The 16,317-nt window shown below is 65.5% G+C and carries 13 protein-coding genes; 7 read left to right on the forward strand and 6 right to left on the reverse strand.

Annotated features, from left to right (window positions below; genetic code table 11):
• Nucleotides 1–50: 50 nt before the first annotated feature.
• A complete protein-coding gene (locus tag GV068_RS01030) occupies nucleotides 51–2,540 on the reverse strand; it encodes a DNA translocase FtsK (protein WP_159695586.1) in 2,490 nt (829 codons plus the stop codon).
• A 228-nt stretch (nucleotides 2,541–2,768) separates the two neighbouring features.
• Here GV068_RS01030 and trxB point away from each other — a divergent pair, with 228 nt between their 5' ends.
• The 4 genes from trxB to GV068_RS01050 all read left to right on the forward strand — a co-directional run bounded on the left by trxB (nucleotide 2,769) and on the right by GV068_RS01050 (nucleotide 7,420).
• Nucleotides 2,769–3,734: a thioredoxin-disulfide reductase gene (trxB, locus tag GV068_RS01035; RefSeq protein WP_159695587.1), complete on the forward strand. Its 966-nt coding sequence runs from the start codon at nucleotides 2,769–2,771 to the stop codon at nucleotides 3,732–3,734.
• A gap of 14 nt (nucleotides 3,735–3,748) precedes the next feature.
• Nucleotides 3,749–4,417 (forward strand): Smr/MutS family protein, encoded by a 669-nt coding sequence (locus tag GV068_RS01040; RefSeq protein ID WP_159695588.1) that lies wholly within the window; start codon nucleotides 3,749–3,751, stop codon nucleotides 4,415–4,417.
• A gap of 124 nt (nucleotides 4,418–4,541) precedes the next feature.
• Nucleotides 4,542–6,707, forward strand: coding sequence for an ATP-binding protein (locus GV068_RS01045; RefSeq protein WP_159704409.1), 2,166 nt, complete (start codon nucleotides 4,542–4,544; stop codon nucleotides 6,705–6,707).
• Nucleotides 6,708–6,814: 107 nt separating this feature from the next.
• The gene (locus GV068_RS01050; RefSeq protein ID WP_159695589.1) at nucleotides 6,815–7,420 is read left to right on the forward strand and encodes a trimeric intracellular cation channel family protein; all 606 of its coding nucleotides are present in this window, start codon (nucleotides 6,815–6,817) and stop codon (nucleotides 7,418–7,420) included.
• On the opposite strand, the gene GV068_RS01055 is transcribed toward GV068_RS01050, so the two are convergent.
• The 4 genes from GV068_RS01055 to GV068_RS01070 form a co-directional block, all read right to left on the reverse strand.
• Complete coding sequence (locus GV068_RS01055; RefSeq protein WP_159695590.1) at nucleotides 7,417–9,072, reverse strand: ATP-binding protein; 1,656 nt, start codon at nucleotides 9,070–9,072, stop codon at nucleotides 7,417–7,419. The genes GV068_RS01050 and GV068_RS01055 overlap by 4 nt on opposite strands.
• A complete protein-coding gene (locus tag GV068_RS01060) occupies nucleotides 9,069–10,547 on the reverse strand; it encodes an ATPase domain-containing protein (RefSeq protein ID WP_159695591.1) in 1,479 nt (492 codons plus the stop codon). The genes GV068_RS01055 and GV068_RS01060 overlap by 4 nt, the downstream gene beginning before the upstream one ends.
• A 179-nt stretch (nucleotides 10,548–10,726) precedes the next feature.
• Complete coding sequence (locus GV068_RS01065) at nucleotides 10,727–11,065, reverse strand: P-II family nitrogen regulator (protein WP_159695592.1); 339 nt, start codon at nucleotides 11,063–11,065, stop codon at nucleotides 10,727–10,729.
• 21 nt (nucleotides 11,066–11,086) lie between these two features.
• Entirely contained in the window at nucleotides 11,087–13,135 is a 2,049-nt protein-coding gene (locus GV068_RS01070; protein WP_159695593.1) for an NAD(+) synthase, read from the reverse strand.
• Nucleotides 13,136–13,186: 51 nt separating this feature from the next.
• Between GV068_RS01070 and GV068_RS01075 the strand changes: the two genes are divergently transcribed.
• Both GV068_RS01075 and GV068_RS01080 read left to right on the forward strand, forming a co-directional pair.
• Entirely contained in the window at nucleotides 13,187–14,326 is a 1,140-nt protein-coding gene (locus GV068_RS01075; protein ID WP_159695594.1) for a GNAT family N-acetyltransferase, read from the forward strand.
• A gap of 82 nt (nucleotides 14,327–14,408) precedes the next feature.
• On the forward strand, nucleotides 14,409–15,476 hold the full coding sequence (locus GV068_RS01080; RefSeq protein ID WP_159695595.1) for a serine hydrolase: 1,068 nt from the start codon (nucleotides 14,409–14,411) through the stop codon (nucleotides 15,474–15,476).
• On the opposite strand, the gene GV068_RS01085 is transcribed toward GV068_RS01080, so the two are convergent.
• Entirely contained in the window at nucleotides 15,473–15,991 is a 519-nt protein-coding gene (locus GV068_RS01085; RefSeq protein WP_159695596.1) for a GNAT family N-acetyltransferase, read from the reverse strand. The genes GV068_RS01080 and GV068_RS01085 overlap by 4 nt on opposite strands.
• A 110-nt stretch (nucleotides 15,992–16,101) precedes the next feature.
• On the opposite strand from GV068_RS01085, the gene GV068_RS24865 reads away from it, so the two are divergent.
• Nucleotides 16,102–16,269 carry a hypothetical protein gene (locus GV068_RS24865; protein ID WP_201303226.1) on the forward strand — a complete coding sequence of 56 codons (168 nt, stop codon included), beginning with the start codon at nucleotides 16,102–16,104 and terminating at the stop codon, nucleotides 16,267–16,269.
• Nucleotides 16,270–16,317: the final 48 nt, after the last annotated feature.

A 16,317-nucleotide genomic window follows, 5' to 3' on the forward strand; every position in this document is an offset into this window, starting at 1 on the left:
GTCGACCGCGTGGGCGGGGAAGACCCGCCCACCCTACGGAAGGCGACGGTTTATTCAGCGGTGGTGGCAGGAACGAGGATGTCGCGGTTGCCGTTCGACTGCATCGGCGACACCATACCGTTCTGTTCCATCTGCTCGATCAGGCGCGCCGCGCGGTTGTAGCCGATGCGCAGGTGGCGCTGGACCAGCGAGATCGAGGCCTTGCGGTTCTTGAGCACCACGGCCACCGCCTGGTCGTAGAGCGCATCGGCCTCGCCGCCGCCCTCGCCCGCCGGGATGCCGTCGGCATTGCCCTCTTCCAGCGTGCCGCCTTCGAGAATGCCTTCAATATAGTTCGGTTCACCGAGCGACTGGAGATGTTTTACAACTCGATGCACTTCGTCGTCCGACACGAAGGCGCCGTGCACGCGGATCGGCAGGCCGGTCCCCGGCGGCATGTAGAGCATGTCGCCCATGCCCAGCAGGGTCTCGGCGCCCATCTGGTCGAGAATGGTGCGCGAGTCGATCTTGGACGAGACCTGGAAGGCGATGCGGGTCGGGATGTTCGCCTTGATCAGGCCCGTGATGACGTCCACCGACGGACGCTGGGTCGCCAGGATCAGGTGGATGCCCGCTGCGCGCGCCTTCTGAGCGATGCGGGCGATCAGCTCTTCCACCTTCTTACCGACGACCATCATCAGGTCGGCCAGCTCGTCGATGATGATGACGATGGTCGGCAGCTTCTCGAGCGGCTCGGGATTGTCCGGCATGATCGAGAACGGGTTCGGGATGTGCTCTTCGCGCTTGGCAGCCTCCGCGATCTTGCCGTTGTAGCCGGCCAGGTTACGCACGCCGAGCTTGGACATCAGCTTGTAGCGGCGCTCCATCTCGTTCACTGCCCAGTTCAGGGCGTGGCCGGCCTGGCGCATGTCGGTCACGACCGGCGCCAGCAGGTGCGGGATGCCTTCATAGACCGACATCTCCAGCATCTTCGGGTCGATCAGGATCAGGCGCACGTCGGCCGGATCCGACTTGTACAGCAGCGACAGGATGGTCGCGTTGATACCCACCGATTTACCCGAGCCGGTGGTACCCGCCACCAGCAGGTGCGGCATCTTGGCCAGGTCGGCGCAGACCGGCTTGCCGGCGATGTCCTTGCCCAGGGCGACCGTCAGCGCCGATGCGCTGTCGCCATACACCTTGGAGCCGACGATCTCGGACAGGCGCACGATCTGGCGCTTTGGATTCGGCAGCTCGAGCGCCATGTAGTTCTTGCCCGGGATGGTCTCGACCACGCGGATCGAGGTCAGGGACAGCGAACGCGCCAGGTCGCGCGCCAGGTTGACGATCTGGCTGCCCTTGACGCCGGTGGCCGGCTCGATTTCGTAGCGGGTCACGACCGGGCCCGGATAGGCCGCCACGACCTTGGCTTCGACGCCGAAGTCGGACAGCTTCTTCTCGATCAGGCGGCTGGTGAACTCCAGGGTCTCGACCGACACCATCTCCTGCGCCGGCGGCGCCTCGTCCAGCAGGGCCAGCGGCGGCAGGCCGCCCTCGCCCGCCAGCTCGTGGAACAGCGGGGTCTGCATTTCCTTCTGGGCGCGCTCGGACTTCGGCACGCTGGTGATCTGCGGCTCGATCTTGATCGACGGTACCGCGGCCTGCGCAGGCGGCATGGCGAGCGAGCCTGGGGTCGACGGCGGCAGGATGCTAGGCTCGGGATCAGCCCGATGCGGCGGCTCGGCGCGCGGCTCCAGCATCGGCTCGGCCTTCACGATCGGCGGCGGGGCCGGATGCTTTTCGGTGTATTTCTGGCGTTCGTTCACCACCAGCTCGTCGCGCTTGACGGCCGCGGCTTCGCCCTGCTTGCGGTCTTCGTGGTCCTCCATGCGCAGGCGGAACCAGTCGATGGTGTTCTCGACCGACTCGCCGATGCGCTCGGCCACGGCCAGCCAGGACACCTGGAAGAACAGCGAGAAGCCCAGGCCGAACAGCAGCAGGAGCAGCAGGGTCGCGCCGGTGAAGCCGAAGGCGACGTGGGCCGAATGGCCGATCAGCTGGCCCAGCACCCCGCCGGCGGCGCGCGGCAGCTCGACGTTCCAGGACCACATGCGCAGGTATTCCAGACCCAGGCTGCCCGCGAACATGATGGCGAAGCCGGTCCAGCGCACGTACATCTCGCCGGTATGGGCCGCTTCCTCCTCGCCGGGCGCGAGCTTGTCGCTCAGGCGGCGCCAGCCCTTCCAGACGCCGCGCAGGAAGATCACGCCCCACCACCAGGCCGAGAAGCCGAAGATGAACAGCAGCAGGTCGGACAGCCAGGCGCCGGCCTTGCCGCCCAGGTTGGCGATCTTGGGGACGGCGTTGGCGTGCGACCAGCCCGGATCGCCCTTGTTATAACTTAATAAAATAAGCACGAAATACAGGAAAGCGACGGCCATGGCGATCCAGCGCGCTTCCGAAAGAAGGCGCGAAAGCCGGCCGGGCAAGGGCTGGCGGGCGCGGGTAGACTGCGCAGTGCGGGTGTATCCTGACGTACTGGCTTGGCTGTTCTTGCTCATTGCTCGGTGCTGCCGAATTTGAAACTGGTGACAAGGAAGGCGAAACAGAAGTGCTCGCTATCGACAATCCGCCCATTCTAAGCCATATACGGCTGGGCTGGCCTATGATTCATGCTCCCGTGCATCATCGTCTATAATCTACTGTTGCACGCATGTTGTATTCCTGGTCTTGATTCCCGTGCGAACCGTCCCCAGTTTCCGTCTGTTCATCTCTTTACGAAGCCTTCCATGACTACTTCCAAACACGCCAAAGTCCTGATTCTCGGTTCCGGTCCTGCCGGCTACAGCGCTGCCGTCTACGCCGCGCGCGCCAACCTGAAACCGATGCTGGTGACCGGCGTCGAACAGGGCGGCCAGCTGATGACCACGACCGACGTCGAGAACTGGCCGGGCGATCCGCTGGGCGTGCAGGGTCCGGAACTGATGCAGCGCCTGCTGCAGCATGCGGAGCGTTTCAATACCGACATCGTGTTCGACCACATCCACACGACCTACCTGAACGAAAAACCGATCCGCCTAGTCGGCGACAGCAATGAATACACCTGCGACGCCCTGATCATCGCCACCGGCGCCTCGGCCCAGTACCTCGGCCTGCCGTCGGAACAGGCCTTCATGGGCAAGGGCGTGTCGGCCTGCGCCACCTGCGACGGTTTCTTCTACCGCAACCAGGAAGTCGCGGTCATCGGCGGCGGCAACACCGCGGTCGAGGAAGCCCTGTACCTGGCCGGCATCGCCTCCAAGGTCACCGTGGTGCACCGCCGCGACAAGTTCCGCGCCGAGCCGATCCTGGTCGACCGCCTGATGCACAAGGTTAGCGAAGGCAAGATCGTGTTGGAATTGAACCACACCCTGGACGAAGTCCTGGGCGACGACGGCGGCGTGACCGGCCTGCGCATCAAGTCGACCGGCAGCGGCGAAACCAAGGACCTGAGCGTGCACGGCCTGTTCGTGGCAATCGGCCACAAGCCGAACACCGGCATCTTCGAAGGCCAGCTCGAGATGAAGAATGGCTACATCCTGACCCGTTCGGGCACCGAGGGCATGGCGACCGCCACCAGCGTGCCGGGTGTGTTCGCGGCCGGCGACGTGCAGGATCACATCTATCGCCAGGCTATCACCAGTTCGGGCACCGGCTGCATGGCCGCGCTCGACGCGCAGCGCTACCTGGAAGCGCTGGAAGACGATCCTCAATAAGGAGTAGCAGTACGATGGCGGGCATGAAGGACTTTGCCGAGTTGAAGGGCTTGCGCGACAAGCTCAAGGAAGACGAGCGCGTGCGCGCCATCGAACAAGCCGAGCGCGAAAAACGCGAGCGGATCGCGCGCGAACGCGCCGTGGAATTTCGCGGCGCCATGGACGGCGTGACCAAGATTCCCGAATCCGACCGCTACGTCTACCGCCCGGTGTACGTGGCGTCCGACCGCGTGTTCAAGGACCGCACGCCCCTTACCGAGGAAGAAGAGGTCGAGGCCGTCCTGCGCGAGTCGCTGTCGGACCTGTTCGATGTCGACGGCCTGCTCGACGAAGATCCCTCCCTCAGCTACGCCCAGCCGGGCGTCGGTCCAGACGTAGTGAAAAAGCTGCGCAAGCGCCACTGGCCGGTGCAGGACGAACTCGACCTGCACGGCATGAACCGGGACCAGGCGCGCGACGCCGTCACCGACTTCCTGCACCGCGCCAACCGCCGCGGGGTGCGCTGCGTGCGCATCGTGCACGGGATCGGCTACGGCTCGCCGAAGGGCGAACCGGTGCTGCGCGGGATCGTCCACAGCTGGCTGGTGCAGAAAAGCGAAGTCGTCGCCTTCTGCGTTGCGGGCAAGAAAGATGGTGGCCACGGCGCCCTCATCGTGCTGCTGCGTCCCGCACTCGTCGACTGATTGTTACACACGCAACTGTTATTGTTGCATCGGGAAATAGGCCTTCCATGTAAAATGCGTAGCGCCGGTATTTGCCGGAATCGACGAGAAAGGGTGGCGCGTGCAGGGAAACACCGTGATTCCAATGGAGCACGGCCGCCAGGTCGATTTGCTGAACTGCGCGGACGAGCCCATCCACATCCCCGGATCGGTCCAGCCGCACGGCGCCCTGCTCTTCTTCACCCTCGACGGCGCACTTGAAGGCTGGAGCGCGAACGCTCCCGCGATGCTCGGCCTCGCACTCGAACTCGGCGCCCCCTACGCCGCGCTGGCCCTGCCGCCCGCCGCACTCGAACTCCTGCTCGACTACGTCGGACCGGGCGACCCTGACGTCACCCCCTCGATGGTCCCGGTGTCCATCGGCGGCGCCGACTTCGACTGCATCGTGCATGCCGCCTTCCGCCGGGTCGTGGCCGAGTTCGAGCAGCGCATCGTCGCGGCCGACCAGGTGGCCCAGTTCGCGGTCCGGGCGCACACCTCGATCGACCGCCTGCGCCGCCAGAAAACCATCGAAGGCCTGCTGTCCAGCGCCGTCGACCAGATCCGCGAATTCACCGGCTTCGATCGCGTGATGGCCTACCGCTTCCGCCCGGACGACAGCGGCGACGTGGTGGCCGAGAGCCGGCGCGCCGACATCGTGCCCTACCTCGGCCAGCGCTACCCGGCCTCCGACATCCCGGCGCAGGCGCGCCGCCTGTACGTCCTGAACACCCTGCGCTCGATCATCGACGTCAACGACACCATGGTGCCGCTGCTGGGCGCGCCCGATGCGCTGCCGCTCGACATGAGCCATGGCGTCCTGCGCAGCGTCTCGCCGATCCACATCGAATACCTGAAGAACATGGGCGTGGGCGCCTCGATGAGCGTGTCGATCGTGATCAACGGCCGCCTGTGGGGCCTGATCGCCTGCCACCACATGGCGCGCCGGCTGGTGCCCTACTCGATCCGGATGGCGGCCGACGTGCTGGCCCAGGTTATGGCCTCGACCATCCACAGCATCGAGTCGCGCCTGGAAACGGGCATGATCGAACGCTCGGCCTCGACCCGCACCAAGCTGGTCGAGGACCTGCTGCTCGAAGACGACCCGCTCGAGACCTTCGGCCGCTTTTCCGATGCGATCCTGGGCGCCACCGAAGCCCAGGCCCAGCTCACCAGCTACTACAACAAGGTACAGGTGCGTGGCGACGTGCCCGCCGACCTGGCCGAGGCCATCATTGCCTCGCTGCCCGAAGGGGCGCACGATCTGGTGGCGCGCGAAAAGCTGGACGACTGGCCGGAAGCGATCCGCGAGCGGCTCGGCAAGTGGGTGGGCATGCTGGCCCTGCCCTTCGACGCGCCTGCGAACGGCTGGTGCGTGCTGCTGCGCGTCGAACAGATCGAGCAGGTCGCCTGGGGTGGCCGCCCCGAAAAGACCACCGCCATCGGCCCCTTGGGCGCGCGCCTGACGCCGCGCGGCTCCTTCGACGCCTGGTACGAGACGGTGCGCGGGCATGCGCATCCGTGGGAAGCAACCATCCTGGCCAACTCGCGCCTGACCCTCGCGGAGCTGGTGCGTGTGATGACCTCGCGCCGCACCCAGACCGAAGCCACGCGCGCCCAGCTGCTGGCGATGCTCGGCCACGACCTGCGCGACCCGCTCCACTCGATCAACATGGCCGGCATGGTGCTGGAAAAAGGCAGCGCCCAGCCGACGCTCGGCAAGCGCATCCAGTCCTCGACCAGCCGCATGCAGCGCATGATCACCCAGGTGCTCGACATGAGCCGCATCGACGGCGGCCTTGGCCTGGGCGTGGCGCTCGAGCCGGTCAACCTGACGGCGCTGGTGGAAGACCTGATCGACGAAGCCCGCCTGGCCTATCCCACCATCCCCTTCCAGCTGGCGTGCGACGAGCCGGCCGTGGTGAGTGCCGACAGCGGGCGGATGGGACAGGTGCTGTCGAATTTGCTGAGCAACGCGCGCCACCATGGAGAAATCGGCAAGCCGGTGCGCGTGTGCGTGCGCGTGGACGGCAAGGAGGCCGTGGTCGAGGTCTTCAATGCGGGCGAGCCGATCCCGCCGGAACTCGTGGCCACCCTGTTCAATCCCTTCAAGCGCGCGTCCCTGCACAACCCCCGCAACCGTACGGGCATGGGCTTAGGGCTGTACATCGCGCAGCAGATCGTGCGCGAGCATCATGGCGAGATCGCGTATCGCCATAACGGCAGCGAGGTCGTGTTCGCGGTAAGGCTGCCGCTGCTGGATCAACGCTGAACGCAAGGTGCATGGCTTCGCCGTGCACCTTACCAAACGAGCGGCGGACATTCCGTAAATGCAGAGCGGCATGGTAGTCTAGCAACACCTCCGCTCTTCATTACCGCATGACCCTCATCAAGTTCATCGAAATCATGGCGATCCTGGTCGGCGCCTTCTCAGGCTTCATCGAAGCGCGGCGCAAACGCATGGACCTGGTGGGCGTGTTCACGGTTGCCTTCATCGCGGCCTTCGGCGGCGGTACCCTGCGCGACATCCTGCTCGACCGCCGTCCGCTGTTCTGGGTGATCCACCAGGAGTACGCGATCCTGATCTTCGTGCTGGCCCTGGTCGCTTCGCCCCTGATCCGTACCCTGCGCCAGATCGTCTCCGAACGCCTGATCGTGATCGCCGATGCCGTCGGCCTGGGACTGTTCTCGATCGCCGGCACCTCGGCCGCGCTGGACGCCAACATGCCGCTTTTTATCGCCTCGATGATGGGAGTAATCACCGGAATCTTCGGCGGCGTCTTGCGCGACATCGTCTGCAACGAGGTGCCGATGGTCTTCCGCGACGGGAAGCCCTATGCGATCTGCGCCTTCCTCGGTAACTGGCTGTTCCTCCTGATGGGCATGTACGGTCTGGAGCACGACTTCGCGCTGTGGTCGAGCGCCCTCTTCATCAGCGGGCTGCGCCTGATCACCTGGAAGTTCGATCTGCGCATGGGCCGCTAGGCCCGCTGCGCCAGCAGGCGTGTCAGCGCCCGGCGCAGCTCTTCCTGCGTGTAGGGCTTCGCCAGCACGCTGATGTGCATCCCCTGCAGGCGCTCCGGCGCCACCACGTAGCCGCTGGCCAGCAGCACGGGCATGTGCGGGTACAGTGCACGCACCTGGCGCGCCAGGCCGATGCCGTCCATCGGACCGGGCATGACCACATCGGAAAACACCAGATCGAAATCCCCGATGGTGTGTTGCAGGGCCTGCGCCGCGTCGCGCGCCAGGGTCGCCTCGCAACCGAGGTTGTCGAGCAGCTCGATGGTGGCCTCGGCCACTTCGGAGTCGTCCTCGACGTACAGCACGCGCATGCCTGCCACCAGCGGCGCCTCCAGCGCACCGTCGTCGCGCTCCGCGACCGCGTCGGCGGTGCTGCGCGGCAGCAGGATCGACACGGCCGTGCCCTCGGGCGAGGTATCGATCCAGGCCGTGCCGCCCGACTGGCGCGCGAATCCGTACACCTGGCTCAGGCCCAGGCCGGTGCCGGCGCCGACCGGCTTGGTGGTGAAGAAGGGATCGAAAGCCTGGCGCGCCACCTCGGGCGGCATGCCGCTGCCGCTGTCGGCCACCCGCAGCCAGACGAAGTCGCCGCTGAGCTCCACGCCCGGCGCGTCTGGCGACGGCAGCACCAGGTTGCGCGCGTCGATGTGCAGCGTGCCGCCCTCCGGCATCGCGTCCTTTGCGTTGACCGCAAGATTGAGCAGCGCCACTTCGAGCTGGGTCGGGTCGGCCTCGGCCAGCCACAGGCCGGGTTCGACTTCCAGCGTGAGCGGGATCCGCTCGCGCACCGACTGCTGCAGCAGGTCCTGCATCTCGTGCAGCTGGCGCGCGACGTCGATTGCGCCGTCGGCCAGGGCCTGGCGCCGCCCGAAGGCGAGCAGCTGGTGCGTCAGCTTGGCGCCGCGCGAGGCGGCGCGCTGGATGGCGTGCAGGGCACGCTGGTAGCGCTCGCTGCCCGGCTCGACCAGCGGCAGCAGCGACGTCGATCCCTGGATCACCTGCAGCAGGTTGTTGAAATCGTGCGCCACGCCGCCCGTGAGGCGCCCGATCGCTTCCAGCTTGCGCGATTCGTTCAGGGCGCTTTCGACGCGCTTGCGGGTCTCCACCTCGGCATACAGTTCGGCGGTGCGCTCCAGGACCCGCTGCTCCAGCAGGCCGGCCGCCGCCGTCAGGGTGTGCATCTGCTCGCGCACCGTGAATTGCCAGGCGCGCGCCCGGCACGCCGCGTCGAAGGCGGAACGCAGCACATAGGAGGAACCCGGCCGGCCCAGCACCGTGATATTGGCGAACTGGCGCAGGAAAGCCCACTGCATGTGCGCGCCGGCGCTGCCCGCTTGCGCGCTGAGCACGATCAGCGGCAGGTCCGACCACGCTGGCTGGGCCTGCAGGGCCGCGGCCAGGGGCGTGGCGTGCGTCTCCAGCGCATCGTCGGTCAGCAGCAGCACCCACACGCCAGGGTCGGCAGCCGCCGCCGCGAGCTGGGCGCCATCGGTACAGGGGCGCGCCTGCGCTCCCCACTCGCTCAGCAGTTCGGACAGGGCCGCTTCGTCGTAGCCGAATGGCGCACAGATCGCGACGACGACCTCGGCGCCAGGTTTGCGCGGATCAGTCATGGCGCGGCCGGCGGCGTCTCGGGGCCATCCGGCGTGAGCCGTGGCACACCGGTCAGCACGCCCTCGAGTCCTTCCAGTTGCGGACCGACGGCGACACCGTTGCTGGTCAGGGAAAACTCGCGGATGCTGGTTTCGTGGCGCCCGGGGCGCTTCTTGACGATCGAGATCGCCTTGCGCACGTCGCCTTCCGCTTCGAAGTAGCGCATCAGGATCACGGTGTCGCTGATGAAGGCGACGTCAAGCGGATCGCTCACGTCCTGCAGCAGGCCGCGCTGGCCGACGATCAGGATCGACAGCACGCCCTGGTTCGACAGATAGCTCAGCAGCTCGTGCATCTGCAGCATCAGCGCCTTTTCCTCGTGCATGGTCTCGAGGTAGGAGTTCAGGCTGTCGATGATGACCACGGCCGCCTTCTGGTCCTCGACCTGGCGCCGCACCTTCCAGATGAATTCACCCGGCGAGATGCGCGAGGGATTGATGCGTTCCCAATAAATGGTGCCGTCATTGATGGCGTCGGCGGCGCGCATCGACAGGCCGTTGGCCCGGTCCAGCAGGGTTTCCCGGGTTTCGTCGAAGGCAAAGTAGGCGACGTGCTCATTGCGTTCGGCGGCCACGTTCGCGTATTGCAGCGCCAGCGAGGACTTGCCGACGCCGGTCGGGCCCAGGATCATGACCGCGGTGCCGCGCGCCAGTCCGCCGCCGAGCATCGTGTCGAGCGCCGGGATGTTGCTCGTGATCGTGTCGCGCGTGCGCTCGCCCTTGTGTTCATCGGCGATCAGGCTGGGGAACACGAAGACTTCGCGCTCGGTGATGGCGAAATCGTGCCAGCCGCTCTGGAACTCGGCGCCACGCATCTTGACCACCCGCATGCGCCGGCGGGCGGCGCCGAACTCGCGTTCGCGCTGTTCCAGCGTGATCACGCCGTGCACCGTCCCCTGCAGGTCGTATTGGCGAGGTTCGTCGGTCAGATCGTCCATCAGCAGCGTGGTGCAGTTCGGCTGCTGGAGCAGGAAGCGCTTGAGCGCCACGATCTGGCGGCGATAGCGCATCGGGTCGTCGGCCACCATGCGCAATTCGGACATCGAATCGATCACGACGCGCGCAGGCGCGGCTTCCCGCACCGCCTCGGTAATCGCTGCGATGGTCTGGCCGAGTTCCACTTCGGATGGAAACAGGACGCTTTGCTGGCGACCCGGCTCGACTTCGGAGGGCACGACTTCGCGCAGCACGACGCCGTCCAGCGACCAGAGATGGCTGAATGCGGTGGCGCGCAGTTCTTCCACCGTTTCGGACAGCGAGACGTACAGGCACTTCTCGCCCTTTTCCGCACCATCGATCAGGAAGCGCAGGCCAAGCGTGGTCTTGCCGGAACCGGGCCGGCCTTCGATCAGGTGGATGCGTTGCTTGGGCAATCCGCCGCGCAGGACCATGTCAAGCTCGGGGATGCCGGTATGGATTTTTTCCAGGTCGCTCATGTTCTTCTTTCTTGAGAGCTACAACACGTTTAATATCATTTTGACATTATTAAACGTATAATAACTGGCTCAGCCGTCGTCCGATTTGGGACGCCGGCTAGTCTTCAAGCAAGAATAGACCTACAACGGATGAGCTTGGAAAGCGTCGCGGGGCCCTGCCGCGACCTGGAGACGGCGCCTTAGACGGCGTCGGGGCCGGTCTCGCCGGTACGGATGCGGATCACCTGTTCCACGTTCTGGACGAAGATCTTGCCGTCGCCGATCTTGCCGGTGCGGGCCGCCTTGATGATGGCGTCGACCACCTGCTCGGCCATGGCGTCGTCCACCACCACCTCGATCTTTACCTTCGGCAGGAAGTCGACCACGTATTCGGCGCCGCGGTACAGCTCGGTGTGGCCCTTCTGGCGGCCGAAGCCTTTTACTTCGGTCACGGTCAGGCCGGTGACGTTGACGTCGGCCAGCGCCTCGCGCACTTCGTCGAGCTTGAAGGGTTTGATCACGCAGGTAATCTGTTTCATTTTCTTGTCTCTCTAAACAGGTTAGTCAGGAATATTGTTGAGATCGTCCATCCACACCGTGGCTTCGGAATCCGACGGCGCACGCCAGTCGCCGCGCGGGGACAGCGAGCCGCCGTTGCCGACCTTCGGCCCGTTCGGCACGCAGGTGCGCTTGAACTGGCTGGTCTTGAAGAAGCGCCACAGGAAGATGCCCAGGTTCTTCTTGATCGCAGCGAGCTCGTACTGGTTGCGCACGCTGGCCGCATTCGGCCACCGGCCCTGCTCGCGGTCGTGCCAGGCGCTCCAGGAAAGGAAGGCTACCTTGCTCGGCTTGAAACCATAGCGCAGCGTGTAGTACAGGTTGAAGTCCTGCAGCTCGTAGGGCCCGATGGTGTTCTCGGTGATCTGGGCCGGTTGGCCAGCCTTGTCGCCACCCGGCACCAGCTCGGGGCTGATCTCGGTGTCGAGGATCTTGAGCAGCACCTCCGCGCCATTTTCCACCACGGCGCCGGTTTCGGCCACCCAGCGCACCAGGTAGGAAATCAGGGTCTTCGGCACGCTGGCGTTGACGTTGTAGTGCGACATGTGGTCGCCCACGCCATAGGTACACCAGCCCAGCGCCAGCTCGGACAGGTCGCCGGTGCCGATCACGATCGCATTGTGGAAGTTCGCCAGCCGGAACAGGTGGTTGGTGCGCTCGCCCGCCTGCACGTTCTCGAAGGTGATGTCGTACTCCGCCTTGCCTTCGCTATAGGGGTGGCCGAGGTCCTTGAGCATCTGGATGCAGCTCGGGCGGATGTCGATCAGCTGGGCGTTGCAGCCGACCACCGCCATCAGGTCGTTGGCCTGCTGGAGCGTGCGTTCGCTGGTGGCGAAGCCGGGCATCGTATAGGCAAGAATGTTGGTGCGCGGCAGGCCGAGACGGTCCATGGCCTTAGCGCAGACCAGCAGCGCATGGGTCGAATCGAGGCCGCCGGAGACGCCGATCACGACCTTCTTGATACCGGTGCTGGATAAACGCTGGATCAGGGCCTGGACCTGGATGTTGTAGACCTCGGTGCAGCGCTCGTCGCGCCGCGCCTGGTCGGCCGGCACGTAGGGGAAGCGTTCGACCGTGCGCGCCAAGGGCATGTCGCGCTCGAGCGGCAGGTCCAGACTGAACTGCACGAGGCGGAATTTCGCCACCTCGTCCGCATGGCGGCGCACCGACTGCGCGAAGGTGGTCGCGTGCATGCGCTCGTTCGACAGGCGGTCGAGATCGACGTCGGCATAGATGACGTGCGAATCGTCGCTGAAGCGCGCCGACTCGGCCAGCAGCTCGCCCTTTTCGTAGATCAGCGACTGGCCGTCCCAGGCCATGTCGTTGGTCGATTCGCCGCGGCCGGCCGAGGTGTACAGATAGGCCGCGAGGCAGCGCGCCGACTGCTGGCTGACCAGCTGGTGGCGGTAGCCGCTCTTGCCCACCACGACGTTCGAGGCCGACAGGTTGACCAGCACCGTGGCGCCGGCCATCGCAGCAAACGAGGACGGCGGAATCGGCACCCAGACGTCTTCGCAGATCTCGACGTGGAAGCGCAGCAGTGGCAGGTTCTCGATCTCGAACAGCAGCTCGGGCCCGAAGGGCACGGTGGCGCCGAACAGGTCGATCTGGTCGACCGCCGCGCAATCCGCCGCACTGAACTGCCGGGATTCGTAAAACTCGCCATAATTAGGCAGGAAACTCTTGGGCACCACGCCCAGCACGCGGCCACCCGCGACCACGGCGGCGCAATTGAAGAGCATGTGGTTGACCTTCAACGGCAGCCCGACGACCAGCGCCACCGGCAGGGCTTTGGAGGCCTCGATGATCTTCGCCAGGCCATCGAGGCAGGCGTCGAGCAGCGCGCGCTGGTGAAACAGGTCGTCGCAGCTGTAGGCGGACAGGCCCAGCTCAGGGAAGGCAACCAGCACGGCGCCTTCGTCGGCGGCCTGGCGCGCCAGGGTGAGCGTCTGTTCGACGTTGAAGCCGGGGTCGGCGATGCGCACGCGCGGGATCGCCACCGCGACGCGGGCAAAGTGGTGCGTGTAGAGATTGAAGAATTGCTTGTTCATTGGTGAGACTCTCGCAAAGTCGTCGCTCATCAATTCGTTAGGGACGTCATTTTGAATTATCGCACGCATATCGTTTCTTCCTTGTCCGAGATCGGCCAGGAGCAGTGGGACACACTGGTCGCGGCGCAGGACAATCCGAATCCCTTCCTGTCCTACGCTTTCCTGCACGCGCTGCACGAATCCGGCAGCGCGGCTCCGGAGTCCGGCTGGCAGCCGCAGTACATCGCCCTGTTCGACGGCGAACGGCTGGCGGCCGCCCTGCCCCTCTACGTCAAGGGGCACTCCTACGGCGAGTACGTGTTCGACTGGGCCTGGGCCGATGCTTACCACCGGCATGGCCTCGAGTACTACCCGAAGCTCCTGTCCGCGATTCCGTTCACGCCGGTGGCCGGGCCGCGCCTGATGGCGCTCGACGACGCAGCGCGCGCGGCGCTGGTCGACGTGCTGGTGGCCACCCAGGGCGCGACCGAGGTCTCGTCCACCCACATCCTGTTCCCGCCCGAGGAGCAGGCGCGCCAGCTGGAGGACGCCGGCTTCATGCTGCGCAGCGGCGTCCAGTTCCACTGGCTGAACGGGGGCTACGCCACGTTTGAAGATTTCCTGGCCACGCTGGAGCAGAAGAAGCGCAAGAACATCCGCGCCGAGCGGAGGAAAGTGCGCGAGGCCGGCGTGCTACTCCGGCGCGTGCGCGGGCGCGACGCCACGGACGCGGACTGGGTGCTGTTCAACCGCTGCTACCGTCATACCTACAAGGCGCATTACTCGACGCCCTACCTGAACCTGGATTTTTTCCGCCGCATCGGCGCGGCCATGCCGGACAACATCCTGCTGGTGATCGCTTCGCGCGAGGGCCGGGACATCGCTGCCTCGCTGGTGATCCACAACGAGACCACGCTGTTCGGGCGCTACTGGGGCGAGCTGGAACACGTGCCCTGTCTGCATTTCGAGGCGGCCTATTACCAGCCGCTGGAGTTCTGCATCGAACAGGGCATTCAGGCCTTCGAGGGCGGAGCCCAGGGAGAACACAAGATGGCGCGCGGCTTCCTGCCGATCCGCACCTGGTCGGCGCACTGGCTGGCGCATCCCTCCTTCGCCGATGCGATCGAGCGCTTCCTTGAGCGCGAAAAGGGCGGGATCGATGACTACATGGACGAACTGAACGAGCGCAATCCCTTCCGCGCAGGGCGCTGAGCGAATGTGAAAATGCATGCATTTTCGGCGCCACTGTGCGTGCTATCGTCGCTGTCTCTCATCGATAACGACGGATGCGCCCATGAAGCGACTGGCCTTGATGCTGTATTTCCCCCTTGCCGTGATGGCGGCGCCGGATGCGCCGGAGCCGCTGGCGCAGTCGCTCGACCGCATCATCGCCGCCCGTTTCAAGCCGGAGCTGCCGGGCGTCGCCGCCCTGGTCGTCAAGGATGGCCGCCCAATACTGCGCAAGGCCTACGGTATGGCGAATGTCGAACTGGGCGTGAAGCTAGAGCCCGAGCATGTGTTCCGCATCGGCTCGACCACCAAGCTGTTCACGGCAACCGCCATCATGCTGCTGGTCGACGAAGGCAAGATTGCCCTGGATGCGCCCGTCAAGCGTTACCTAGCAGACGCGCCGCCCCAGTGGGACAAGGTCACGATCGAGCACCTCTTGAGCCATACCAGCGGCATCCCCAACCTGTCGATGGACTCGGGCTATTGGCGCACCACCGCGCGCCTCGAACATACGCTGGAAGAACTGATCGAGCCGGTACGCAGCCGCCCGCTCGACGACGCGCCGGGGACCAAATTCAGCTATAACAATACCGGCTACAACCTGCTCGGCATGGTGATCGAAAAGGTGTCGGGCGACGAGTATTTCGCTTTCCTCGAGCGTCGCATCAGCAAGCCGCTGGGACTCGCGCACACGCGCGAAGGCAGCGACAAGCGGGTGATTCCGGGCCTGGTGACAGGCTACCGCGGCGGACCGGCGCCGGCATTCATCCTTGCGTCGAGCAACCTGAGCGCCGCCGGGGGCCTGGTCAGCACGGTCGACGACCTGGCTGCTTTCATGCTCGCGCTGGAGGCCGGGAAGATCGTGTCGCCTGCCGGCGTGAAGCGCATGAACGCGAGCTACGTCCTGCCGAACGGGAAAGAGACGGGCTACGGGCTCGGAACCTGGGTGCGCCAGGTGAACGGCAAGCACCTGGTCGGGCACGGCGGCTACATCTTCAACTTCTACAGCCAGCTCGAGATGGATGTCGACTCAGGCATCGTGGCCGTCACTCTGCACAACGGCGACAAATTCGGCGGCGACAACGAGGTGCTGAGCAAGGAGCTGATCTCCGCCGTACAGGCCGGGCGCTAGGAGAGCCGCTCCAGCGCGGCCTGGAAACCCGCCTGCGGCAGCATGTAACGGCCATAGGGCACGCCGCGGATCGGGTCGAGATCGCAGTCGCGTGTGAAGCCGATCCCGGTGTACATGCGCAGCGCCGAGGCCATGATGGGACTGGTGTGCAGGCCGATCGCCGGCGCGCCGTCGCGCATGGCCGCGCGCAGGCAGGCGGCGACCAGTTGGCGTCCGACACCGTGGCCGCGGTAGCCGGGCGCGACCACCAGCATGCGGATTACCGACCACTCTTGCGGGAAGATCGCGCTGCGCGGGCTGCCGGGACCGACATGCACCACCGCCCCGGCGATGTCTCCGTCGACCTCGGCCACCAGGAGTTCCGCCACTTCGGACAGGTCGGCCATGCGCCCGATCCCCTCGTTGAAGGACGGCCAGTCCTGGTAATGGTGTTCGTACTGCGCAAAGGCCGCCTGCGCCACGCGGTTCACGGCGTCGCGATCACTGGGTACGAAGGGGCGCAGGACGGTTTGCACGGGGGTGGATCTCCTTCAGGATCGGGGGTGAACTGTGTAAATGTGTGTACTTTCAGGGGCTGCGAGCCGCTAGAATCCTCGCTCCCATCACCATATAGCGCAGCACTGACATGAGCGAAACCATCGGCTATATCCTCGAATTCACAGGCCTCGTACTCCTCGTCCTCGGCTACCGCAAGTCCAACCGCAACCTGATGCTGGCGGCCGCGCTCTGCCTGTGGTTCGGCGGCGGCATCAGCGATTTCGTCCGAGGCTTCCTGCATGGCGTGGGTGTCTGAACCATCAAGGCCGTGGCAATGGTAGGATCGGCAGCAAGCAGTATAGCC

Source organism: Massilia sp. 9I (assembly GCF_902506415.1).
Taxonomy (GTDB): domain Bacteria; phylum Pseudomonadota; class Gammaproteobacteria; order Burkholderiales; family Burkholderiaceae_D; genus Telluria.